This is a genomic window from Ideonella sp., from assembly GCF_041918995.1.
Taxonomy (GTDB): Bacteria; Pseudomonadota; Gammaproteobacteria; order Burkholderiales; family Burkholderiaceae_C; genus Ideonella.
The window spans coordinates 192147-209665 of sequence record NZ_JAYRUN010000005.1 but is presented as its reverse complement, the minus strand read 5'-3'; the positions used below and the strand labels follow the sequence as shown (position 1 = coordinate 209665).

The 17519-nt window shown below is 72.8% G+C and carries 16 protein-coding genes and 2 pseudogenes; 15 read left to right on the top strand and 3 right to left on the bottom strand.

Features of this window, described 5'->3' with window-relative positions:
• The first annotated feature begins 86 nt into the window (after positions 1–86).
• The 4 genes from ahcY (at position 87) to ACE3UN_RS06520 (ending at position 4083) form a co-directional block, all read left to right on the top strand.
• Positions 87–1532 carry an adenosylhomocysteinase gene (ahcY, locus tag ACE3UN_RS06535; protein ID WP_374674104.1) on the top strand — a complete coding sequence of 482 codons (1446 nt, stop codon included), beginning with the start codon at positions 87–89 and terminating at the stop codon, positions 1530–1532.
• 109 nt (positions 1533–1641) lie between these two features.
• On the top strand, positions 1642–2427 hold the full coding sequence (locus ACE3UN_RS06530; protein WP_374674103.1) for a TlyA family RNA methyltransferase: 786 nt from the start codon (positions 1642–1644) through the stop codon (positions 2425–2427).
• Positions 2424–3275 (top strand): methylenetetrahydrofolate reductase [NAD(P)H], encoded by an 852-nt coding sequence (metF, locus tag ACE3UN_RS06525; RefSeq protein WP_374674102.1) that lies wholly within the window; start codon positions 2424–2426, stop codon positions 3273–3275. The genes ACE3UN_RS06530 and metF overlap by 4 nt, the downstream gene beginning before the upstream one ends.
• Before the next feature lie 196 nt (positions 3276–3471).
• Positions 3472–4083: an OmpW family protein gene (locus tag ACE3UN_RS06520; RefSeq protein ID WP_374674101.1), complete on the top strand. Its 612-nt coding sequence runs from the start codon at positions 3472–3474 to the stop codon at positions 4081–4083.
• 134 nt (positions 4084–4217) lie between these two features.
• Here the strand turns inward: ACE3UN_RS06520 and ACE3UN_RS06515 are convergent, their stop codons facing one another.
• Positions 4218–4814, bottom strand: a complete 597-nt coding sequence (locus ACE3UN_RS06515; protein WP_374674100.1) for a 5-formyltetrahydrofolate cyclo-ligase — start codon at positions 4812–4814, stop codon at positions 4218–4220.
• Between the two features lie 228 nt (positions 4815–5042).
• On the opposite strand from ACE3UN_RS06515, the gene ACE3UN_RS06510 reads away from it, so the two are divergent.
• The gene (locus ACE3UN_RS06510) at positions 5043–6008 is read left to right on the top strand and encodes a porin (protein ID WP_374674099.1); all 966 of its coding nucleotides are present in this window, start codon (positions 5043–5045) and stop codon (positions 6006–6008) included.
• A 164-nt stretch (positions 6009–6172) separates the two neighbouring features.
• A complete protein-coding gene (locus tag ACE3UN_RS06505) occupies positions 6173–6607 on the top strand; it encodes a TfoX/Sxy family protein (protein WP_374674098.1) in 435 nt (144 codons plus the stop codon).
• A 53-nt stretch (positions 6608–6660) separates the two neighbouring features.
• Here the strand turns inward: ACE3UN_RS06505 and ACE3UN_RS06500 are convergent.
• Positions 6661–6879 (bottom strand): annotated as a pseudogene (locus ACE3UN_RS06500) (DUF2917 domain-containing protein); the annotation flags it as partial.
• Between the two features lie 104 nt (positions 6880–6983).
• On the opposite strand from ACE3UN_RS06500, the gene ACE3UN_RS06495 reads away from it, so the two are divergent.
• The 5 genes from ACE3UN_RS06495 (at position 6984) to ACE3UN_RS06475 (ending at position 13267) form a co-directional block, all read left to right on the top strand.
• Positions 6984–8042: a LysR family transcriptional regulator gene (locus tag ACE3UN_RS06495; RefSeq protein ID WP_374674097.1), complete on the top strand. Its 1059-nt coding sequence runs from the start codon at positions 6984–6986 to the stop codon at positions 8040–8042.
• Between the two features lie 110 nt (positions 8043–8152).
• Positions 8153–8839: a glutathione S-transferase family protein gene (locus ACE3UN_RS06490; protein ID WP_374674096.1), complete on the top strand. Its 687-nt coding sequence runs from the start codon at positions 8153–8155 to the stop codon at positions 8837–8839.
• Between the two features lie 95 nt (positions 8840–8934).
• Positions 8935–11013 (top strand): transglycosylase SLT domain-containing protein, encoded by a 2079-nt coding sequence (locus ACE3UN_RS06485; protein ID WP_374674095.1) that lies wholly within the window; start codon positions 8935–8937, stop codon positions 11011–11013.
• Between the two features lie 17 nt (positions 11014–11030).
• Positions 11031–12017, top strand: coding sequence for a complex I NDUFA9 subunit family protein (locus ACE3UN_RS06480; protein WP_374674094.1), 987 nt, complete (start codon positions 11031–11033; stop codon positions 12015–12017).
• Between the two features lie 14 nt (positions 12018–12031).
• Positions 12032–13267, top strand: a complete 1236-nt coding sequence (locus tag ACE3UN_RS06475; RefSeq protein WP_374674093.1) for a multifunctional CCA addition/repair protein — start codon at positions 12032–12034, stop codon at positions 13265–13267.
• A gap of 30 nt (positions 13268–13297) precedes the next feature.
• On the opposite strand, the gene ACE3UN_RS06470 is transcribed toward ACE3UN_RS06475, so the two are convergent.
• Positions 13298–14407 carry a class I SAM-dependent methyltransferase gene (locus ACE3UN_RS06470; RefSeq protein WP_374674092.1) on the bottom strand — a complete coding sequence of 370 codons (1110 nt, stop codon included), beginning with the start codon at positions 14405–14407 and terminating at the stop codon, positions 13298–13300.
• Positions 14408–14442: 35 nt separating this feature from the next.
• Here ACE3UN_RS06470 and ACE3UN_RS06465 point away from each other — a divergent pair.
• From ACE3UN_RS06465 to ACE3UN_RS06450, 4 genes and pseudogenes are all read left to right on the top strand, one after another.
• Positions 14443–15246, top strand: a pseudogene (locus ACE3UN_RS06465) (FAD-dependent oxidoreductase); the annotation flags it as partial.
• 243 nt (positions 15247–15489) lie between these two features.
• Positions 15490–15849 (top strand): dihydroneopterin aldolase, encoded by a 360-nt coding sequence (locus tag ACE3UN_RS06460; protein WP_374674150.1) that lies wholly within the window; start codon positions 15490–15492, stop codon positions 15847–15849.
• Between the two features lie 11 nt (positions 15850–15860).
• Positions 15861–16823, top strand: coding sequence for a tRNA 2-thiocytidine(32) synthetase TtcA (gene ttcA / locus ACE3UN_RS06455; protein WP_374674091.1), 963 nt, complete (start codon positions 15861–15863; stop codon positions 16821–16823).
• 20 nt (positions 16824–16843) lie between these two features.
• Entirely contained in the window at positions 16844–17482 is a 639-nt protein-coding gene (locus tag ACE3UN_RS06450; protein ID WP_374674090.1) for a DUF4136 domain-containing protein, read from the top strand.
• Positions 17483–17519: the final 37 nt, after the last annotated feature.

Sequence of the window (17519 nt, the reverse complement as noted above, 5' to 3'; positions counted from 1 at the left end):
GGTGAGTCGCGTTTTCTATCCGGTTCTCTCCACGTCCATCGCGCGCGCCGCGGGTCACCCCGTCACGCCCCGACCCTGGAGAAGCCATGAACGCTGCCCTGCCCACCACCGCCCCCGAGCACGCCATCGCCGACATCGGCCTGGCCGACTGGGGCCGCAAGGAAATCCGCATCGCCGAGACGGAGATGCCCGGCCTGATGGCCATCCGCGAGGAATTCGCCGCGAGCCAGCCGCTCCAGGGAGCGCGCATCACCGGCAGCCTGCACATGACCATCCAGACCGCCGTGCTGGTGGAGACGCTGCAGGCCCTGGGTGCCCAGGTGCGCTGGGCCTCGTGCAACATCTACTCCACCCAGGACCACGCCGCCGCGGCGCTGGTGGCCACCGGCACGCCGGTGTTCGCCTACAAGGGCGAGTCGCTCAAGGACTACTGGGACTACACCCACCGCATCTTCGACTTCGGCCCGGCCGGCAGCGCCGGCGAAGGCCCGAACATGATCCTGGACGACGGCGGCGACGCCACGCTGCTGATGCACCTGGGCCAGCGCGCCGAGAAGGACGCCAGCGTGCTGGCGAACCCGGGCAGCGAGGAGGAGCGCGAGCTGTTCGCCGCGATCAAGGCCAAGCTGGCGGTGGACCCGACCTGGTACACCCGCAAGAGCGCGCAGATCATCGGCGTGACGGAGGAGACGACCACCGGCGTGCACCGCCTGAACGAGATGAGCGCCAAGGGCACGCTGCTGTTCCGCGCCATCAACGTGAACGACTCCGTCACCAAGAGCAAGTTCGACAACCTCTACGGCTGCCGCGAGAGCCTGGTGGACGGCATCAAGCGCGCCACCGACGTGATGATCGCCGGCAAGGTCGCCGTGGTGTGCGGCTACGGCGACGTGGGCAAGGGCTCGGCGCAGGCGCTGCGTGCGCTGTCGGCCCAGGTGTGGGTGACCGAGATCGACCCCATCAACGCCCTGCAGGCGGCCATGGAAGGCTACCGCGTGGTGACCATGGAGGACGCCTGCTCGCAGGCCGACATCTTCGTCACGGCCACCGGCAACAAGCACGTGATCACGCACGAGCACATGGCCCGCATGAAGGACCAGGCGATCGTCTGCAACATCGGCCACTTCGACAACGAGATCGACATCGCCTCGCTGGAGCAGTACCAGTGGGAGGAGATCAAGCCGCAGGTCGACCACGTCATCTTCCCGGGCGTGGATGGCAAGCCGGGCAAGCGCATCATCATGCTGGCCAAGGGCCGGCTGGTGAACCTGGGCTGCGCCACGGGCCACCCGAGCTACGTGATGAGCAGCTCCTTCGCCAACCAGACGATCGCCCAGATCGAGCTGTTCACCAAGCCCGAGGCCTACCAGGCCGGCAAGGTGTACGTGCTGCCCAAGCACCTGGACGAGAAGGTGGCGCGCCTGCAGCTGAAGAAGCTCAACGCCCAGCTGACCGAGCTGACGGACGAGCAGGCCGCCTACATCGGCGTGCCCAAGCAGGGCCCCTACAAGCCCGACACCTACCGGTACTGACCCACCCCCGAAGCGCCTCCGGCGCCTCCCCCTCAGGGGGGCGCTGCCAGCGGACCGGCCAAGCCGGATCCGCGGCAGCCGCCGGGCAACTCCTTTGCGCCCGACACAGATGCGTGCAGACCAACTTCTCGTCGCCCAGGGCCTGGCCCCCAGCCGCTCGGCCGCGCAGCGGCTGATCGAGCGCGGGGCCGTGCGCTGGCTGGGGCCGCAGGGCTGGGTGGTGCCGAAGAAGGCGGGCGACGAGCTGCCCGACGGCTGCGCCCTCGAGGTCACCGACGACGCCGAGCTGCGCTGGGCGTCGCGCGGCGGCCTGAAGCTCGAGGGCGTGCTGCGCGAGGCCGGGCTCGACCTGCACGGCGCCACCGCGCTGGACGTGGGCCAGAGCACCGGCGGCTTCACCGACGTGCTGCTCGCCGCCGGCGCCGCCCACGTGGTGGGTGTCGACGTGGGCCACGGCCAGCTGCACCCCCGCCTGGCGGCCGACCCGCGCGTCACCTGCCTCGAGGGCGTGAACGCCCGCTCGCTCACGCGCGGGCAGCTGGTCGATGCCGGGGCGCCGCTGCCGCCCGGGGGCTTCGGCTTCATCACCGGCGACCTGTCCTTCATCTCGCTGACGCTGGTGCTGCCGGCGCTCATCCCGCTGCTCGCGCCCGAGGGCACGCTGCTGTTCCTCGTCAAGCCGCAGTTCGAGCTGCAGCCGGTCGACATCGGCAAGAACGGCCTGGTCAAGAGCCCGGCCGCCTACGGCCACGTGGAGGCCAAGCTGCGCAAGGCCTGCGCGCGGCTGGGGCTGCAGGTCGTCGCCTGGCGCGACAGCCCCACCACCGGCGGTGACGGCAACCGCGAGTTCTTCATCGAGGCCCGCCTGGCCTCGCCCGCACCCGATTCCCCATGAGCACCTCCCCTGTCCTGCCCCGGCGCGTGCCGGTGAGCTTCGAGTTCTTTCCGCCCAACACGCCGGTGGGCAGCGACAAGCTCAAGACCGTCGTGCGCGAGCTCGCCGCGGTCGAGCCGGAGTTCTTCAGCGTCACCTACGGCGCCGGCGGCTCCACGCGCGAGAAGACCCTGGCCACGGTGCGCGACATCGCGGCGCTGGGTTTCGAGGCCGCGCCGCACCTGAGCTGCGTGGGCTCCACGCGGGAGGGCATCGCCGAGATCCTGGCCACCTACCGTGCCCAGGGCATCCGCCGCCTGGTCGCCCTGCGCGGCGACCTGCCCAGCGGCACCGCCACCGCGGGCGAGTTCCGCTACGCGGCCGAGCTGGTGGCCTTCATCCGCGAGACGCAGGGCGCGGACTGGCACATCGAGGTGGCCGCCTACCCCGAGTACCACCCGCAGCAGCGTTACGCACGGCGCGACCTGCAGTTCTTCGCCGACAAGGTGAAGGCGGGGGCCTCGGGCGCGATCACCCAGTTCTTCTTCAACCCCGACGCCTACTTCCACTTCGTGGACGAGGTGCGTGCGCTCGGCGTGGACGTGCCCATCGTGCCGGGCATCATGCCCATCCACAACTACGCGCGCATCGCGCAGTTCGCGGCACGCGACGGCATCGAGATCCCGCGCTGGGCCGCGCTGAAGATGGAAGGCTTCCTGGACGACACGGCCAGCGTGCGCGCCTTCGGCCTGGACGTGGTGACGCGGCTGTGCGAGCGGCTCATCGCGGGCGGCGCCCCGTCCTTGCACTTCTACACGCTCAACCAGAGCGCGCTGTCGCTCGAGGTCTGCCGCCGCCTGGGTCTGTGACGCCGCCGGCGCGGCGGGTGTGGCGGGGGCGCATCGCCACGGCCCCCGCCGGTTGATCTGCGTCATATTCCCGTGCTGATAGAAGGGCTTTCCCGGTGGCAGGCGGGGTTGGCGCAATGGACAGCCGAGCCGCTCCCGGTGCAATGGCGCCATGGCAACGAAGCCATTGGTCCCACTCACCAGGAGTCACCTCACCATGAAGCGTTCCCTCATCGCCCTGGCCGTCGCGGCCGCCGCCGTCACCCCCTTCGCCGCCCAGGCGCAGGACAGCGGCGACTGGATCGTCCGCGCCCGCGCGCTGAACCTCGTCTCCGACAACGGCGGCTCGACCAACCCGAACCTCGACCTGTCGGTCAACGACAAGTGGTTCCCCGAGGTCGACATCAGCTACTTCTTCACGCCGAACATCGCGCTCGAGCTGATCCTGACCTACCCGCAGAAGCACGACATCGAGTCGGCCGGCGCCAAGATCGGCAGCTTCAAGCACCTGCCCCCCACCCTGACGGCGCAGTACCACTTCACCGGCATGGGCTTCCGTCCCTACGTCGGCCTGGGCATCAACTACACGCACATCTCCGATGTGGAGTGGGACGCTTCCGTGGCCCCGCTGGATCCCTCGGTGAAGAAGGACAGCTTCGGCCTGGCCGCGCAGATCGGCGCCGACGTGCCCCTGGGTGGCGGCTGGCTGTTCAACGTGGACGTCAAGAAGGTGCAGATCGGCACCGACGTCTCCCTGGGCGGCACCAAGATCGGCGACCTGAAGGTCGATCCGTGGCTGCTGAGCATCGGCGTCGGCAAGCGCTTCTGACGCGCGCCACCTCCACAGCGTCCTTTCGTGCGGCCGCCTGACCGGCGGCCGGGCGCCGGCCTCCCGGATCGTGTTGGGATGGCGGCCGGCTTCACGGCTCCCTCGGGGAGCCGTTTTTTATGGGCGCGGCGCCCTCAGGCGCTGCGCTGCCAGAACACGCCGTCCTCGGTCAGCAGCGCGTCCAGGGGCACGTCGTGCGGCTCGGGCTCCAGCCACGGCACGTGGCCGTGCGCATAGCCCAGGCCCGCCGTCACGGGCCGGGGCGCCAGCGCGGCCAGCGTGCGGTCGTAGAAGCCGCCGCCATAGCCCAGGCGCACGCCGCCCGGGCCGAAGCCCACGCAGGGCACCAGCAGCAGCTCGGGGTGGAACTCTTCCGTGTCCTTGGGCTTGGGGATGCCGTAGGCGTCCTCCTCCATGGGGCAGCCCGGGTACCAGACGTGGAAACGCAGCTGCTTGGTCTCGCGGTCGATCACGGGCAGGCCGATGCGACGGTCCTCGTGGCCCTCGCTCCAGCGGTACAGCGCCGGCAGGGCGTCGAACTCGCCCTTGATGGGCCAGTACGCCCCGATCGTGCGCTCCTTGCGCGTGATGAGCCACACCTGCAGCACCTCCTGCAGATGCGCGGCGCGCTGGTGCCGGTCCAGCAGCCCCATGCGTTCGGCCTGCAGCTGCTTGCGCAGCGTGGCCTTGTCGCGGGCGGGTTCGAGGTTCAGCGGGAACGGCAAGCTCATGAGGTGTCGCCCGAAAGAGACGGTAATCCCCGATTGTGCAGCGGGTTTTCCCTGAGTACCACCCGCTCCATGACCCAGGTAAACCCTTGATTCACATAGGAAACGCGGCCAGATGACGATCGAGTGAAACGATTCTTTCGTTTTCTGAAATTCAGAGTTGCCGCGTCCTGCCTCCGGCGGACCCGAGCGGCCGGCCTACATTGGCCGCTCCCAACCCCTGGAACCGTCATGACGAACAACATCCGCTCCACCGCGATCGCCCTCGCCCTGGCCACGCTGGCCGGTGGCGCGCTCGCCCAGTCCTCCGTCACCGTCTACGGCCGCGTGGACCTGTCCGTCGCGCAGCAGGCCGACGCCGTGAAGAACCACGAGGTGCGCAACGGCTCCGGCAGCCGCCTGGGCTTCCGTGGCGTGGAAGACCTGGGTGACGGCCTGAAGGCCGTGTTCCAGATCGAGCACCGCTTCAATGCCGACGAAGGCAAGCAGAGCAACGACACCCGCTTCTGGGAAGGCAAGGCCATCGTCGGCGTCGAGGGCGCCTTCGGCCGCGTGAGCCTGGGCCGCGAGGAGAACCCGGCCTACACCTTCAGCCAGACCGTGGCCGACCCCTGGGGCACGGACACCGTGGCCTCCAACGGCAGCATCATCTCCGGCCGCATCGGCAGCACGCGCTACAGCAACACGGTGAACTACCGCTTTGCCGCCAACGGCTTCAGCGTCGGCGCGCAGGTGGCCGAGGCCGATGGCAACACGCCCGCGTCCGGCACCGCCGACGAACGGGCCTGGAGCCTGGGTGGCGCCTACGCGGCCGGCCCGATCGTGGTGGGCCTGGGCTACGAGAACCCGGCCGACGAGGACGACCGCTGGATCACCGTGAACGGCAGCTACAACTTCGGCTTCGCCAAGCTGGGCGCCTTCTTCGGCACCGGCCAGAACGGCGCCGACGAGAAGATGCGTTCGTGGCTGGTCTCGGCCACCGCGCCGATCGGCCAGGGCGAGCTGCGCGTGTCCTACGGCCGCCTGGAGAACCGCGACACCGACGTGGTGCGTGACCAGCAGCTGGGCCTGGGCTACCACTACGCCCTGTCCAAGCGCACCACGGTGTACGCCGACGTCGTGCGCGAGAACCGCGACGACATGGCCGACAACCTGAAGAAGACCGGCTACGACATCGGCATCAAGCACAACTTCTGATGCACGCGTGAGGCAACGCTTCTGAGGTCTCCGTCGTGCCGCCGCGTGGGGACGCGGCACACGGCACATGGCGCGAGATGTTGGGCTGCCCGGGCGACCGGGCAGCCCTTTTTTATGCCCCGCGGGCCTGCGTGCGGCAGCCCGGCGGTGCCTACACTCGGCGCATGGCCACGCCCTCCCCCCGTGACGAATTCGCCGGCTGGTGCGCCGAGCTGCTGGCGCCCCTGGGCCCCGTGCGCGTGCGCCGCATGTTCGGCGGCCACGGCCTGTACGTGGACGAGGTGTTCGTCGCCCTCATCGCGGGCGACACGCTGTACCTGAAGACCGACGACCTCAGCCGGCCGGCCTTCGAGGCCGCCGGTGGCCATGCGTTCGAGTACACCGGCGCCGACGGCCGGCATGCCGTGATGAGCTACTGGACGGTGCCGGCGGAGGCGATGGAGTCACCGGCTCAGATGCAGCCTTGGGCGCGCCAGGCCCTGGCTTCCGCGTTGCGCGCCAGGGCGAGCAACCCCCCCGCCAGGCCGCGCGCGCCGCGTGCCAGCGCCTCGGCCGCGGCGGCCACGCCGGCGCGCCAGAAGCGCCCCACCCAGGGCTGAGCCGGCTCCGGGCGCCACACCAGCCAGGTGGGCTCGTCGGGCCGCCAGGCCTCGGCCGTCAGCACGTCGCCTTCGCGCAGCGACAGCCGGTCGCCGGTGGCGAGCACGTGGTCGGCCAGGTCGCCGTCCCGCGTGAGCCACGCCCGACCCGCCTGCACGGTCACCGTGCCCGCAGTCCGGGCCACCCAGCGCCGCGCTTCCGGCAGGGCCAGGCTGCCCGGCTGCGCCAGCGGAGGCAGGCCGAGCGCCGATGCGAAAGAATGCGTATTCATCATCAATCTCCTGTGGCGGCGTGGGTTCGTGCTGAGAGGCATCATGCGCGCAGCTCCGGGTTGACACCAATGCTTTCGGTGCCCCGCATTGATCACATGCCGTCATGAATAAGCCCAGCTCCCGTCCGCTGTCCCTCGACTTCCTGCGCAGCTTCGAGGCGGTGGCGCGCCGGCTCAGCTTCAGCGCCGCCGCGGAGGACCTGTTCATCACGCAGCCGGCCATCAGCCGCCAGATCAAGGGCCTGGAGGAGGAGCTGGGCTGCGCCCTGTTCCACCGCGGCACGCGGCGCGTGGAGCTCACCGCCGCGGGCACCACGCTGCTGCGCGCCGTGGAGCCGCTGCTGGGGCGGCTGGACGCCACCGTGCGCCAGATCCGCCTGGCCCAGGGGCGGGCCCAGATCAGCCTGTCCACCTTCCCGTCGTTCGCCACGCTGTGGCTGATGCCCCGGCTGACCGACTTCGAGCGGCGCCATCCCGGCATCGACATCCGCCTGTCGGCCACCGACCGCCTGGCCGACACGGACGACCTGGAGCTCGACCTGCTGCTGCGCCACTGCCGGCCCGAGCGCGCCCCGCCGGGGGCCGAGCGCATGTTCGGCGAAGTGCTCACGCCGGTGGTCAGTGCCCGCATGGCCGACGCCATCGCGCGCGGCGATGCGCCGGCCCTGCGCGAGCCCGCCGACCTGGCCCACCACACCCTGGTGGAAGTGGAGGACGACACGCCCCTGGGACGCGCGCTCGCCTGGCCCGCGTGGCTGGCCGCCCAGGGCCTGCCGCAGCTCGCCCCGCGGCGCTGGTACAGCGTCAACTTCAACCACCAGCAGATCCAGGCGGTGCTGGCGGGCCCCGGCGTGGCGCTGGCCTGGCTGCCCATGGTGCACGATGCACTGGCCCGCGGCGAGCTGGTCGAGCCCTTCGGGCCACGGCTGCGCCTGCCCAGCCCGTATGCGTACTGGCTGGTGGCGGTGGACCATCCTGGCAGGTCGCCGCGCCCCGAGCTGACGGCGCTGGTGGAGTTCGTGCGGGCGCACGCGGCCGACACACGCCGCGCCATCGGCGAGGAGCCGGCCCTGCTTGCCGGTGGCGAGGAGCCGGCCCTGCTTGCCGGTGGCGAGGAGCCGGCCCTGCCGGCCGGTGGCGAGGAGCCGGCCCTGCCCGGTTGACGGCCGCACCGATGCCGCGCCCTCATGGGGTCCATGCGCCGAAAGCATCGCGCCGCGACCCCGGCCGCCCGTAGCATGCGAAGGCTCTGCCATCCCCCACAGGCCCATCCATGCAGCTCTACATCGGCAACAAGAACTACTCGTCCTGGTCCATGCGGCCCTGGGTGGCGATGCGCCACTTCGGCATCGCCTTCGACGAGGTGAAGGTGCGCTTCGACAGCTTCGACGCCGGTTCGGACTTCAAGCGCACCATGGCCCGCGTGAGCCCCACCGGCACCGTGCCGGTGCTCGTGGACGGCGACCTGGCGGTGTGGGACACGCTGGCCATCGCCGAGTACCTGGCCGAGACCTTCCCCGACGCCGGGCTGTGGCCGCGCGAGCGCGCCGCCCGTGCCCGCGCGCGCAGCCTGTGCGCCGAGATGCATGCCGGGTTCCGCGCGCTGCGCAGCACCTGCGGCATGAACATCGAGGCCTCGCTGCCGGAGGTGGGCCAGCGCGTGCTGGCCGAGCAGCCGGCCGTGCGCGCCGACCTCGCCCGCCTGGACGCCGCCTGGACGGACGCGCTGCGTGACAGCGGCGGCCCCTTCCTCTTCGGCGACTTCAGCCTGGCCGATGCCTACTTCGCCCCCGTGGTGGCGCGCACGCGCACCTACGGCCTGCCGCTGTCACCCGGCGCGGCGGCGTGGGCGCAGCGGGTGTGGGCCACCGACGCGGTGCAGGCCTGGGTGCACGACGCGCTGCAGGAGCACGACTTCCTGGCCTTCGAGGAAGACTACCGCCAGGCCCCCGCGCGCTGAAGGCCATCGCCGCGGCGACGTGGGCACGCGGGCGAGTCGCCTGCGCAGTGCCCGGGCGGCCGCAGGGGCGCGGGCCCCTGCGGTACATTGACCGCATGCCCCGTTTCGCCCCAGCCCTCACGGGGGGCGCCCGGCGACTCGCCGCCCGCCCCCGGTCCGTCCTCGCGTTCGCCTTCGCCGTGGCCACGGCCTCGCTGGGGGCGGCCGGCGCCCTGCTGGCCTCCCCGCCCGCCATGGCACAGACGGCCGACGACCCCGTGCGCACCGCCCGCGACGCCTTCGCCCGCAAGGACCGGGTGCGCCTGGCGGCGCTGCGTGCGCAGGTGCTGGACACGCGCCACCCGCTGGCTCCGTGGGTGGACTACTGGGAGCTCACCGTGCGCCTCGGCGAGGCCCGCATGGAGGAGGTCGAGGCCTTCTACCAGCGCTGGCCGGGCAGCTACGTGGAGGACCGCCTGCGCAACGACTGGCTGCTGGAGCTGGGCAGGCGCCGCGACTGGGCCGCCTTCTCGCGCGACCTGCCGCGCTTCCGGATGAACGACGACCGCGAGGTGCACTGCTACGCGCAGGTGGCCGCCCACCTCGAGGGCAAGGGCACGGCCGACGCGGCCCGGCGGGCGTGGGCCGCGCAGCGGGAGCCGGGCGACGGCTGCCTGCTGCTGGGCCAGACGCTGTGGGACGCGAAGCTGCTCACCGCCGACGACCTCTGGCGGCGCCTGCGCCTGGCCGCCGAACTGAACCGGCCCGCCCTGGCGCGGCAGCCGGCGGCGCTGCTGGGCGAGCCGGTGGCCAAGGCGGTGACGGCCGTGTTCGACAACCCGGCCAGGTACCTCAACAGCAAGGCCAGCAACGTCAGCCATGGGCGCATCGAGCTGGCCGCCCTGGCCCTGGCCCGCATGGCCGCCAGCGACGCCGACACCACGGCGGAGCTGCTCGCCGACCGCTGGGCCGACGAGCTGGGCGCGGAGCACGGCGCCTGGGCCTGGTCCCAGGTGGCCAAGCAGGCCGCGCTGGGCCTGAAGCCCGACACCTTCCGCTACCTGGAAAGCGCCTGGGACAGCCTGCCCCGCGCGCGGCGTGAGCGGCCCGACTGGAGCGACGACACGCTGGCCTGGCTCGCCCGTGCCGCCCTGCGCCAGGGCACCGGCGCCGACCGCTGGCGCTACGCGCACCGTGCCATCGAGGCCATGGGGCCGGCCGAGCGGGCCGACCCCGCCTGGCAGTACTGGCATGCGCGTGCGCAGCAGGCCCTGGCGCCCGCGGGCGAGGCCGGCGAGGCGGCGCGGGCGCAGGCGCGCCAGGCGCTGGCCGCGCTGGCCGGCCAGCTCGATTTCTACGGCCTGCTCGCCGCCGAGGACCTGGGCGCACCGGCCCCGCTGCCGCCGCGCGCCCCGGCGCCCAGCGCCGAGGAGCGGCTGGCCGCGCGCAGCCACCCGGGCCTGCAGCGGGCCGTGGCCGCCATCGACGTCGGCCTGCGCGGCGAAGGCGTGCGCGAATGGAACTTCTCGCTCATCGGCATGACGGACCGGCAGCTGCTGGCCGCCGCCCAGCTGGCCTGCGAGCGCGAGATCTGGGACCGCTGCATCAACACCAGCGAGAAGACGCGTGCCGAGATCGACATCGAGCAGCGTTTCCCGCAGCCCATGCGCGCCGAGGTGGTGGCCAAGGCCCGCGCGATCGACCTGGACCCGTCCTACGTGTACGGCCTGATCCGCCAGGAATCGCGCTTCATCATGGACGCGCGCTCGCACGTGGGCGCCTCGGGCCTGATGCAGGTGATGCCGGCCACGGCGAAGTGGACGGCCAAGAAGATCGGCCTGGACTTCAAGCCGGCCATGATCACCGACCGCGACACCAACCTGAAGCTGGGCACGGCCTACCTCAAGCTCGTGCTCGACAGCCTCGGCGGATCGCAGCCCATGGCGGCCGCGGCCTACAACGCCGGCCCGCGCCGGCCGCAGCGCTGGCGCCAGGGCCCCGAGCTCGACCCGGCCATCTGGGCCGAGAACATTCCCTTCACCGAGACGCGCAACTACGTGAAGAAGGTGCTGGCCAACGCCACCATCTACGCCAGCCTGATGGGCGGCAAGCCCGCCTCGCTGAAGGAGCGCCTGGGGCCGCGCATCGGGCCGCGCAGCCCGGCCGAGCCGCTGCCCGACGCCGAACTCCCCTGACCTCGAAGGACCGCCCCATGCGCCCCACCGGCCCGCAGCAAACGCGCGAGACCCCCGGCCATTGGCTGGTGCTCGGTGGCACCGGCTTCGTCGGCCGGGCGCTGCTCGACAAGCTCTGTCAGCCCGGGCGGGCCGACGGCCGGCGCGCGCTGGTGCCCACCCGCCGGCCGGGCGGCGCCCGCACCCTGACCACACTGCCCATGGTGGACCTGGTGGCGGCCGACGTGCACGACGACGCCGTGCTGGCCGGCCTGCTGGCCGGCGCGGCGGGGGTGGTGAACCTGGTGGCCATCCTGCACGGCAGCGAGGCCCAGTTCGAGCGGGTGCACGTGGCGCTGCCGCGCCGCCTGGCAGCCGCCTGCCGCAGCGCCGGTGTGCGGCGTGTCGTGCACGTGAGCGCCCTGGGCGCCTCGGCCGACGCGCCCTCGCGCTACCTGCGCAGCAAGGCACGCGGCGAGGCCGTGCTGCGCGACGCCGGCCTCGATCTCACGGTGCTGCGGCCGTCCGTCATCTTCGGCGCGCAGGACCGCCTGCTCAACCTGTTCGCCCAGCTGCAGCGCCTGGCGCCGGTGGTGCCGCTGGCCGGCGCCGACGCCCGCTTCCAGCCGGTGTGGGTGTGCGACGTGGCGGAAGCCGTCGCGCGCTGCCTGGCGCGGCCCGAGACCGTGGGCCGCACCTACGAGCTGGCGGGCCCGGACACCCTGACGCTGGCCGAGCTGGTGCAGGCCGCCGGCCGCCACAGCGGCCGCCCCCGCCCCATCTGGCCCCTGGGCCGCGGGCTGGCGCGCCTGCAGGCGGGGTTGATGGAGTGGCTGCCGGGCGAGCCGCTGATGACGCGCGACAACCTCGACTCCATGCGCGTGCCCAATGTGGCCACGGGCGAGCTGCCCGGCCTGGCCGAGCTGGGCATCCGGCCCGAGCCGCTGTCGGCCGTGGCGCCCACTTACCTGGCGCCGGGGTCCGTGGCCCGCCTGGACGGGCTGCGCGCCCACCACCGGCTGTAGGGCGCCGCGCCGCGATGCAACGCTACATCGTGGGCGGCGCGGTGCGCGACGCCCTGCTGGGCCGGCCGGTGAACGACCACGACTGGGTGGTGGTGGGCGCCACGCCCGAGGCGATGGTGGACGCCGGCTACACGCCCGTGGGCAAGGACTTCCCGGTCTTCCTGCACCCCGAGACGCACGAGGAGCACGCGCTCGCCCGCACCGAGCGCAAGTCGGGCCGCGGCTACAAGGGCTTCGTGGTGCACGCCGCGCCCGACGTGACGCTGGAGGACGACCTGCGCCGGCGCGACCTGACCATCAACGCCATCGCGCAGGACGAGTCGGGCGCCCTGGTCGACCCGCACGGCGGGCAGCGCGACCTGCAGCAACGGGTGCTGCGCCACGTGAGCGAGGCCTTCGCCGAGGACCCCGTGCGCATCCTGCGGCTGGCGCGCTTCGCCGCCCGGTTCCACGACTTCACCGTGGCGCCGGAGACCCTGGCCCTGGTGCGGCACATGGTGGACGCGGGCGAGGTGGACCACCTGGTGGCCGAGCGCGTGTGGCAGGAGCTGGCCACGGGCCTGATGGAGCCGCGCCCCAGCCGCATGCTGCAGGTGCTGCGCGAGGGCGGGGCACTGGCGCGCCTGCTGCCCGAGGTGGACCGGCTGTACGGCGTGCCGCAGCCCGAGGCGCACCACCCCGAGGTGGACACCGGCCACCACCTGGAACTGGTGCTGGACCAGGCGGCGGCCATGGGCGCGCCGCTGCCCGTGCGCTACGCCTGCCTCTGCCATGACCTGGGCAAGGGCACCACACGGCCGGACGAATGGCCGCGCCACATCGGCCACGAGGGCCGCAGCGAACGGCTGGCGCGCGCCGTGTCCGAGCGGCTCAAGGCGCCGAACGACTGCGCCGAGCTCGCCGCCGTGGTGGCGCGCGAGCACACGAACATCCACCGCGCCACCGAGTTCGGCGCCGCGGCCCTGCTGCGCCTGATGGAGCGCTGCGACGCCTTCCGGCGCCCGGACCGCTTCGAGCAGACGCTGTGGGCCTGCGAGATCGACGCCCGCGGCCGGCTCGGCCTGGCCGGGCGCGACTACCCGAGCCGGCCGCGCCTGCAGGCCGCCTTCGCCGCGGCACGTGGGGTGGCCACGGCCGAGGTGGCCGCCGCGGCGCTGGCGCGCGGCGCCCGGGGCGAGGCGATCGCCCGCGCCATCCACGCCGCGCGGGCAGAAGCCATCGAGCGCGAGGCGCTCCAGGCAGGCAGCTGAGCGCCGCCCGGCGGCGCAGCGGCCCCCGGGTCAGAGCCGGTGGCTGCGGTCACCCTCGCGAAAGCCGATGGCGTCCACCGCGAGGCCCGGGGTGGCGAAGCCGATCACCTTGAACAGCTCGCCCATCTCGTGCTCGGCGACCAGCTTCTGGGCCAGCACGCGCTCGCGCACATCGGCGCGCGCCAGCCGGTCGACCAGGCCGCAGTTGATGAGAAAGCGCCCCTGGCTGGTGTAGCCCAGCACCTCCAGCCCGGCCTCCTGGCCCGCCAGCGCGATGCCGGTGAAGTTGACGTGCGCGGTGATGTCCTTCTCGCCCGGGTCCTGCAGCGGGTCGGCGTCGGCGCGGTGCGCGCGGTGGCACATGAGCGTGCCGCCGGTGCGCTGCGGGTGGTAGTACTCGGCCTCGGGAAAGCCGTAGTCGATGAAGAAGGCCGCCCCGTCCGCCATTTGCGCGGCCAGGCTGCGCACGAAGGCCTCGGCCTGCGGGTGCACCTCCGTCACGGTGCCGGGCACGAAGGGGCCGGCGTGCGGCGGCTGCCGCGCCGTCGGCCGGTCGGCGAACACCAGGGCGTCACCCTGCAGCGCCACGCCGCGCTCGGCCCACGCCGGGCCATCGAGGTGCAGCAGCTTCACCGGCATGGCGTCCAGCACCTCGTTGCCCAGCACCACGCCCCGGATGGCGGACGGCCAGGCATCGGCCCAGCGCACGCGCGTGCCGAAGCGCGCCAGGCGCGCCTGCTGGCGCGCGCGCAGGTCGGCCGAGAGCTCCACGATGGTGTAGGCCGCGTCGGGGTGGCCCAGTTCGGCCAGGCCGTCCAGCACGTCGGCGGCCAGCACGCCGGTGCCGGCGCCGAACTCGACCACTTCGCCGCCCGGCACCTGCTGCAGCACCTGGGCCACCTGCACGGCCAGCGTGCGCCCGAACAGCGGCGACAGCTCGGGTGCGGTGACGAAGTCGCTGCCATCCTGCGGCATGCGGCCCAGCTTGGCCCGCTGGCTGGCGTAGTAGCCCAGGCCCGGGGTGTACAGCGCCCGGGCCATGTAGTCGTCGAAGGGCAGCCAGCCGCCGGCGGCGACGATGGCCTGGCGGAGGTGGGCCTGCAGGGCGGCCGATACACTGCCGGCTTCTTGAGGGGGCATGGCCGGATTGTAGGAAGCCCCCCACCTGCCCACCCATGAACCACTCCCCCCACCCGGGCCACCCGGCCGACGGCGTGCTCGACTGCGTGGTCATCGGCGCCGGCCCCGCCGGCGCCAGTGCCGCCAGCTGGCTGGCCCAGCTGGGCCTGTCGGCGGCCGTGGTGGACGCCTCGTCCGCCCCCTGCGCCTCGCTGGCCGGCCTGCATTTCCCGCAGGACTGGGTGCTCGGCCACCCGGGCGACAGCCTGGCCGCCGTGGGCGAGCGCCTGGCGGCCCATGCCCTGGCGCTGCCCACGCTGCAGTGGCACCTCGACCGCACGGTGACCGGCCTGGTCCGCCACGAGGACGGCAGCCCCACCGGCCGCTGGGACGTGGCGCTGGGTGGCGACGCCGACCGCAGCGCCGGCCGCGAGGCCACCACCCTGTCCGCCCGCAGCCTGGTGCTGGCCACCGGCGTGCGGCCGGTGCGGCCGGCGCCGTACTTCGACGTGCCGGGCGCCGACCGGCCGGTGCTGGACGCGCTGTCGCTCACCGCCTGCCGCGCCAGCCTGGCGCCCGGGCGCGTGCTGCTGCTGGGCGGCGGCGACAACGCGCTGGAGAACGCCACCTACCTGGCCAGCCGCGGCCACGCCGTCACGCTGTGGACACGCGGTGACTGGCGGGGCCAGGCCGCGCTGATCGCCGCGCTGGACGCCCACGCCGGCATCGAGCAGCGCCGCCAGGTGCCGCTGCCCACCGCCCTGCGTCCACGCGCGGGGGGCGGCTTCGAGGTGCAGTCGGCGGCCTTCGGCCGGGAGGCCTTCGACGCGGTGGCGGTGCTGTTCGGCTACGAGCCCGAGCCCGCGCCCTGGGGCTGGCTGGAGGCCGCCCTGCGCGGTGCCGGCCCACCACGGCCGCTGCGGCCCGGCCGGCCCGTCGAGGCCCTGGGCGTGTTCGTGGCGGGTGACGCCAGCGGTCGCTGGCACCCCTGCGTGCAGACCGCCCTGGCCGACGGCGTGACGGCCGCGCAGCAGGTGGCCGCCTGGCTGCACCCGGCCGGCGCGGGCCGGCCCGCCTTTGCGCCCAAGCCGCCGCCGGCCACCCTGAACAGCCAGGTGCTGCAGCTCACCGGCCTGCGTTTCGGCGCCAACCTGGGCGTGCTGGACCACGAGCGCGTGGGCCCGCAGCCCATCCAGGTAGACGCCGAGCTGAACCTCGGCGAGCAACCCGCCCTGCCCCGCGACGCGGACATCGGCCATGTGCTGGACTACCGCAAGGTGCGCCAGATCATCATCGACGAGTGCACCGCCGAGCACACGGACCTGCTCGAATCGCTGCTGGCCAAGCTGTGCGTGCGCCTGATGCGCCTGCCCGGCGTGCTGGGTGTGCGCATCCGCGTGGCCAAGCTGGAAATCTTCGACGACTGCGAAGTCGCCATCCGCTGCGAGGCTGGACTCTGGTGACCCCTTCTTCCATGACTGACACGCTCACCCCCGACACCACTGCCGCGGCCAAGAAGGCCGCGTTCGAGACCAACAAGCTGAGCAAGCGGCTGCACCGGCAGGTGGGCCAGGCGATCGCCGACTTCCGCATGATCGAGGACGGCGACAAGGTGATGGTCTGCCTGTCCGGCGGCAAGGACAGCTATGCGCTGCTGGACATCCTGCTGAACCTGCAGCAGCGCGCCCCGGTGCGCTTCGAGCTGGTGGCCGTCAACCTGGACCAGAAGCAGCCCGGCTTCCCGGCCGAGGTGCTGCCCAACTACCTGCGCTCGCGCGGCGTGCCCTTCCACATCGAGACGCAGGACACCTACTCGATCGTGAAGAAGCACATCCCCGAGGGGCAGACGATGTGCAGCCTGTGCTCGCGCCTGCGCCGCGGCATCCTCTACCGCGTGGCCAAGGAACTGGGCGCCACCAAGATCGCGCTGGGCCACCACCGCGACGACATGGTGGTCACGCTGCTCATGAACATGTTCTTCGGCTCGCGCCTGAAGGGCATGCCGCCCAAGCTGGTCAGCGACAACGGCGAGCATGTGGTGATCCGCCCGCTGGCCTACGTGGACGAGCGCGACCTGGAGCGCTGGGCCGTCCACCGCGAGTTCCCCATCATCCCCTGCAGCCTGTGCGGCAGCCAGGAGAACCTGCAGCGGGTGCTGACCAAGAAGATGATCCGCGAGTGGGAGAAGCAGTACCCCGGCCGCATCGACAACATGCTCACCGCCATGGGCAACGTCGTGCCCTCGCACCTGATGGACCGGCGCCTGTACCCCTTCGAGACGATCCGTGCCACCGGCCGGCCCGACCCCGCGGGCGACAAGGCCTTCGACGACGATGACGACGCCGACGAAGGCTGCGCCACGCCGGCGGCTGGCGTCAACGCCGACGGGCCGCAGGTCGTTCAATGGGTGTCGCGCCAGGCGAAGGAATTGCCCTGAGCCCCACTGAGGAGCCCGCCATGCCACTGTCCGCTGCCCCGTCCCCTCGCCACTCGGCCGGCCGTCGCGCCCTGGGCGCCGTGCTGCTGGCCGCGGGCGCCCTGCTCAGCGGCTGCGCCGCCCTGAACACCGTGACCAGCGAGGTCAGCACGCACGGCCAATGGCCGGCGGGCCGGCCCGCGGGCACCTACACCATCGAGCGGCTGCCCTCCCAGCAGCCGCCCACGCCGCAGCAGGACGAGGTGGAACAGGCGGCCCACCAGGGCCTGCAGGCGGCGGGCTTCCGGCCCGCGCCGGACGGCGCGCCGGCCGAGTTCAGCGTGCAGATCGGCGCACGCATCACGCGCCATGACCGCGCGCCCTGGGACGACCCGCTGTGGTGGCACCCGATGGGCTACCGCTGGCATGCCCCCTGGCCCGGCGCCTACTCGCCGTTCTGGGCCTGGCACATGCGTGCCGACCGGCCGGAGTACGTGCGCGAGGTGGGGCTGCTGATCCGCGACAAGGCCAGCACACAGCCGCTGTACGAGGCGCGTGCACGCACGGACGGCGTCACGGCGGGCAGCAACGCCCTGCTGGCGGCCATGTTCACCGCCGCGATGAAGGACTTCCCGGCCACGCGGCCGGAGCCGCACGACATCGCCATCGTGATGCCCTGAGCCGCGGCAGCGCCGCCGCGGATAATTCGCCTTCCAT

Bases quoted from the DNA above. Each gene is read 5' to 3' on its own strand.
- ahcY (WP_374674104.1), top strand. From the start codon at position 87: ATGAACGCTGCCCTGCCCACCACCGCCCCCGAGCACGCCATCGCCGAC.
- ACE3UN_RS06530 (WP_374674103.1), top strand. From the start codon at position 1,642: ATGCGTGCAGACCAACTTCTCGTCGCCCAGGGCCTGGCCCCCAGCCGC.
- metF (WP_374674102.1), top strand. From the start codon at position 2,424: ATGAGCACCTCCCCTGTCCTGCCCCGGCGCGTGCCGGTGAGCTTCGAG.
- ACE3UN_RS06520 (WP_374674101.1), top strand. From the start codon at position 3,472: ATGAAGCGTTCCCTCATCGCCCTGGCCGTCGCGGCCGCCGCCGTCACC.
- ACE3UN_RS06515 (WP_374674100.1), bottom strand. From the start codon at position 4,814: ATGAGCTTGCCGTTCCCGCTGAACCTCGAACCCGCCCGCGACAAGGCC.
- ACE3UN_RS06510 (WP_374674099.1), top strand. From the start codon at position 5,043: ATGACGAACAACATCCGCTCCACCGCGATCGCCCTCGCCCTGGCCACG.
- ACE3UN_RS06505 (WP_374674098.1), top strand. From the start codon at position 6,173: ATGGCCACGCCCTCCCCCCGTGACGAATTCGCCGGCTGGTGCGCCGAG.
- ACE3UN_RS06495 (WP_374674097.1), top strand. From the start codon at position 6,984: ATGAATAAGCCCAGCTCCCGTCCGCTGTCCCTCGACTTCCTGCGCAGC.
- ACE3UN_RS06490 (WP_374674096.1), top strand. From the start codon at position 8,153: ATGCAGCTCTACATCGGCAACAAGAACTACTCGTCCTGGTCCATGCGG.
- ACE3UN_RS06485 (WP_374674095.1), top strand. From the start codon at position 8,935: ATGCCCCGTTTCGCCCCAGCCCTCACGGGGGGCGCCCGGCGACTCGCC.
- ACE3UN_RS06480 (WP_374674094.1), top strand. From the start codon at position 11,031: ATGCGCCCCACCGGCCCGCAGCAAACGCGCGAGACCCCCGGCCATTGG.
- ACE3UN_RS06475 (WP_374674093.1), top strand. From the start codon at position 12,032: ATGCAACGCTACATCGTGGGCGGCGCGGTGCGCGACGCCCTGCTGGGC.
- ACE3UN_RS06470 (WP_374674092.1), bottom strand. From the start codon at position 14,407: ATGCCCCCTCAAGAAGCCGGCAGTGTATCGGCCGCCCTGCAGGCCCAC.
- ttcA (WP_374674091.1), top strand. From the start codon at position 15,861: ATGACTGACACGCTCACCCCCGACACCACTGCCGCGGCCAAGAAGGCC.
- ACE3UN_RS06450 (WP_374674090.1), top strand. From the start codon at position 16,844: ATGCCACTGTCCGCTGCCCCGTCCCCTCGCCACTCGGCCGGCCGTCGC.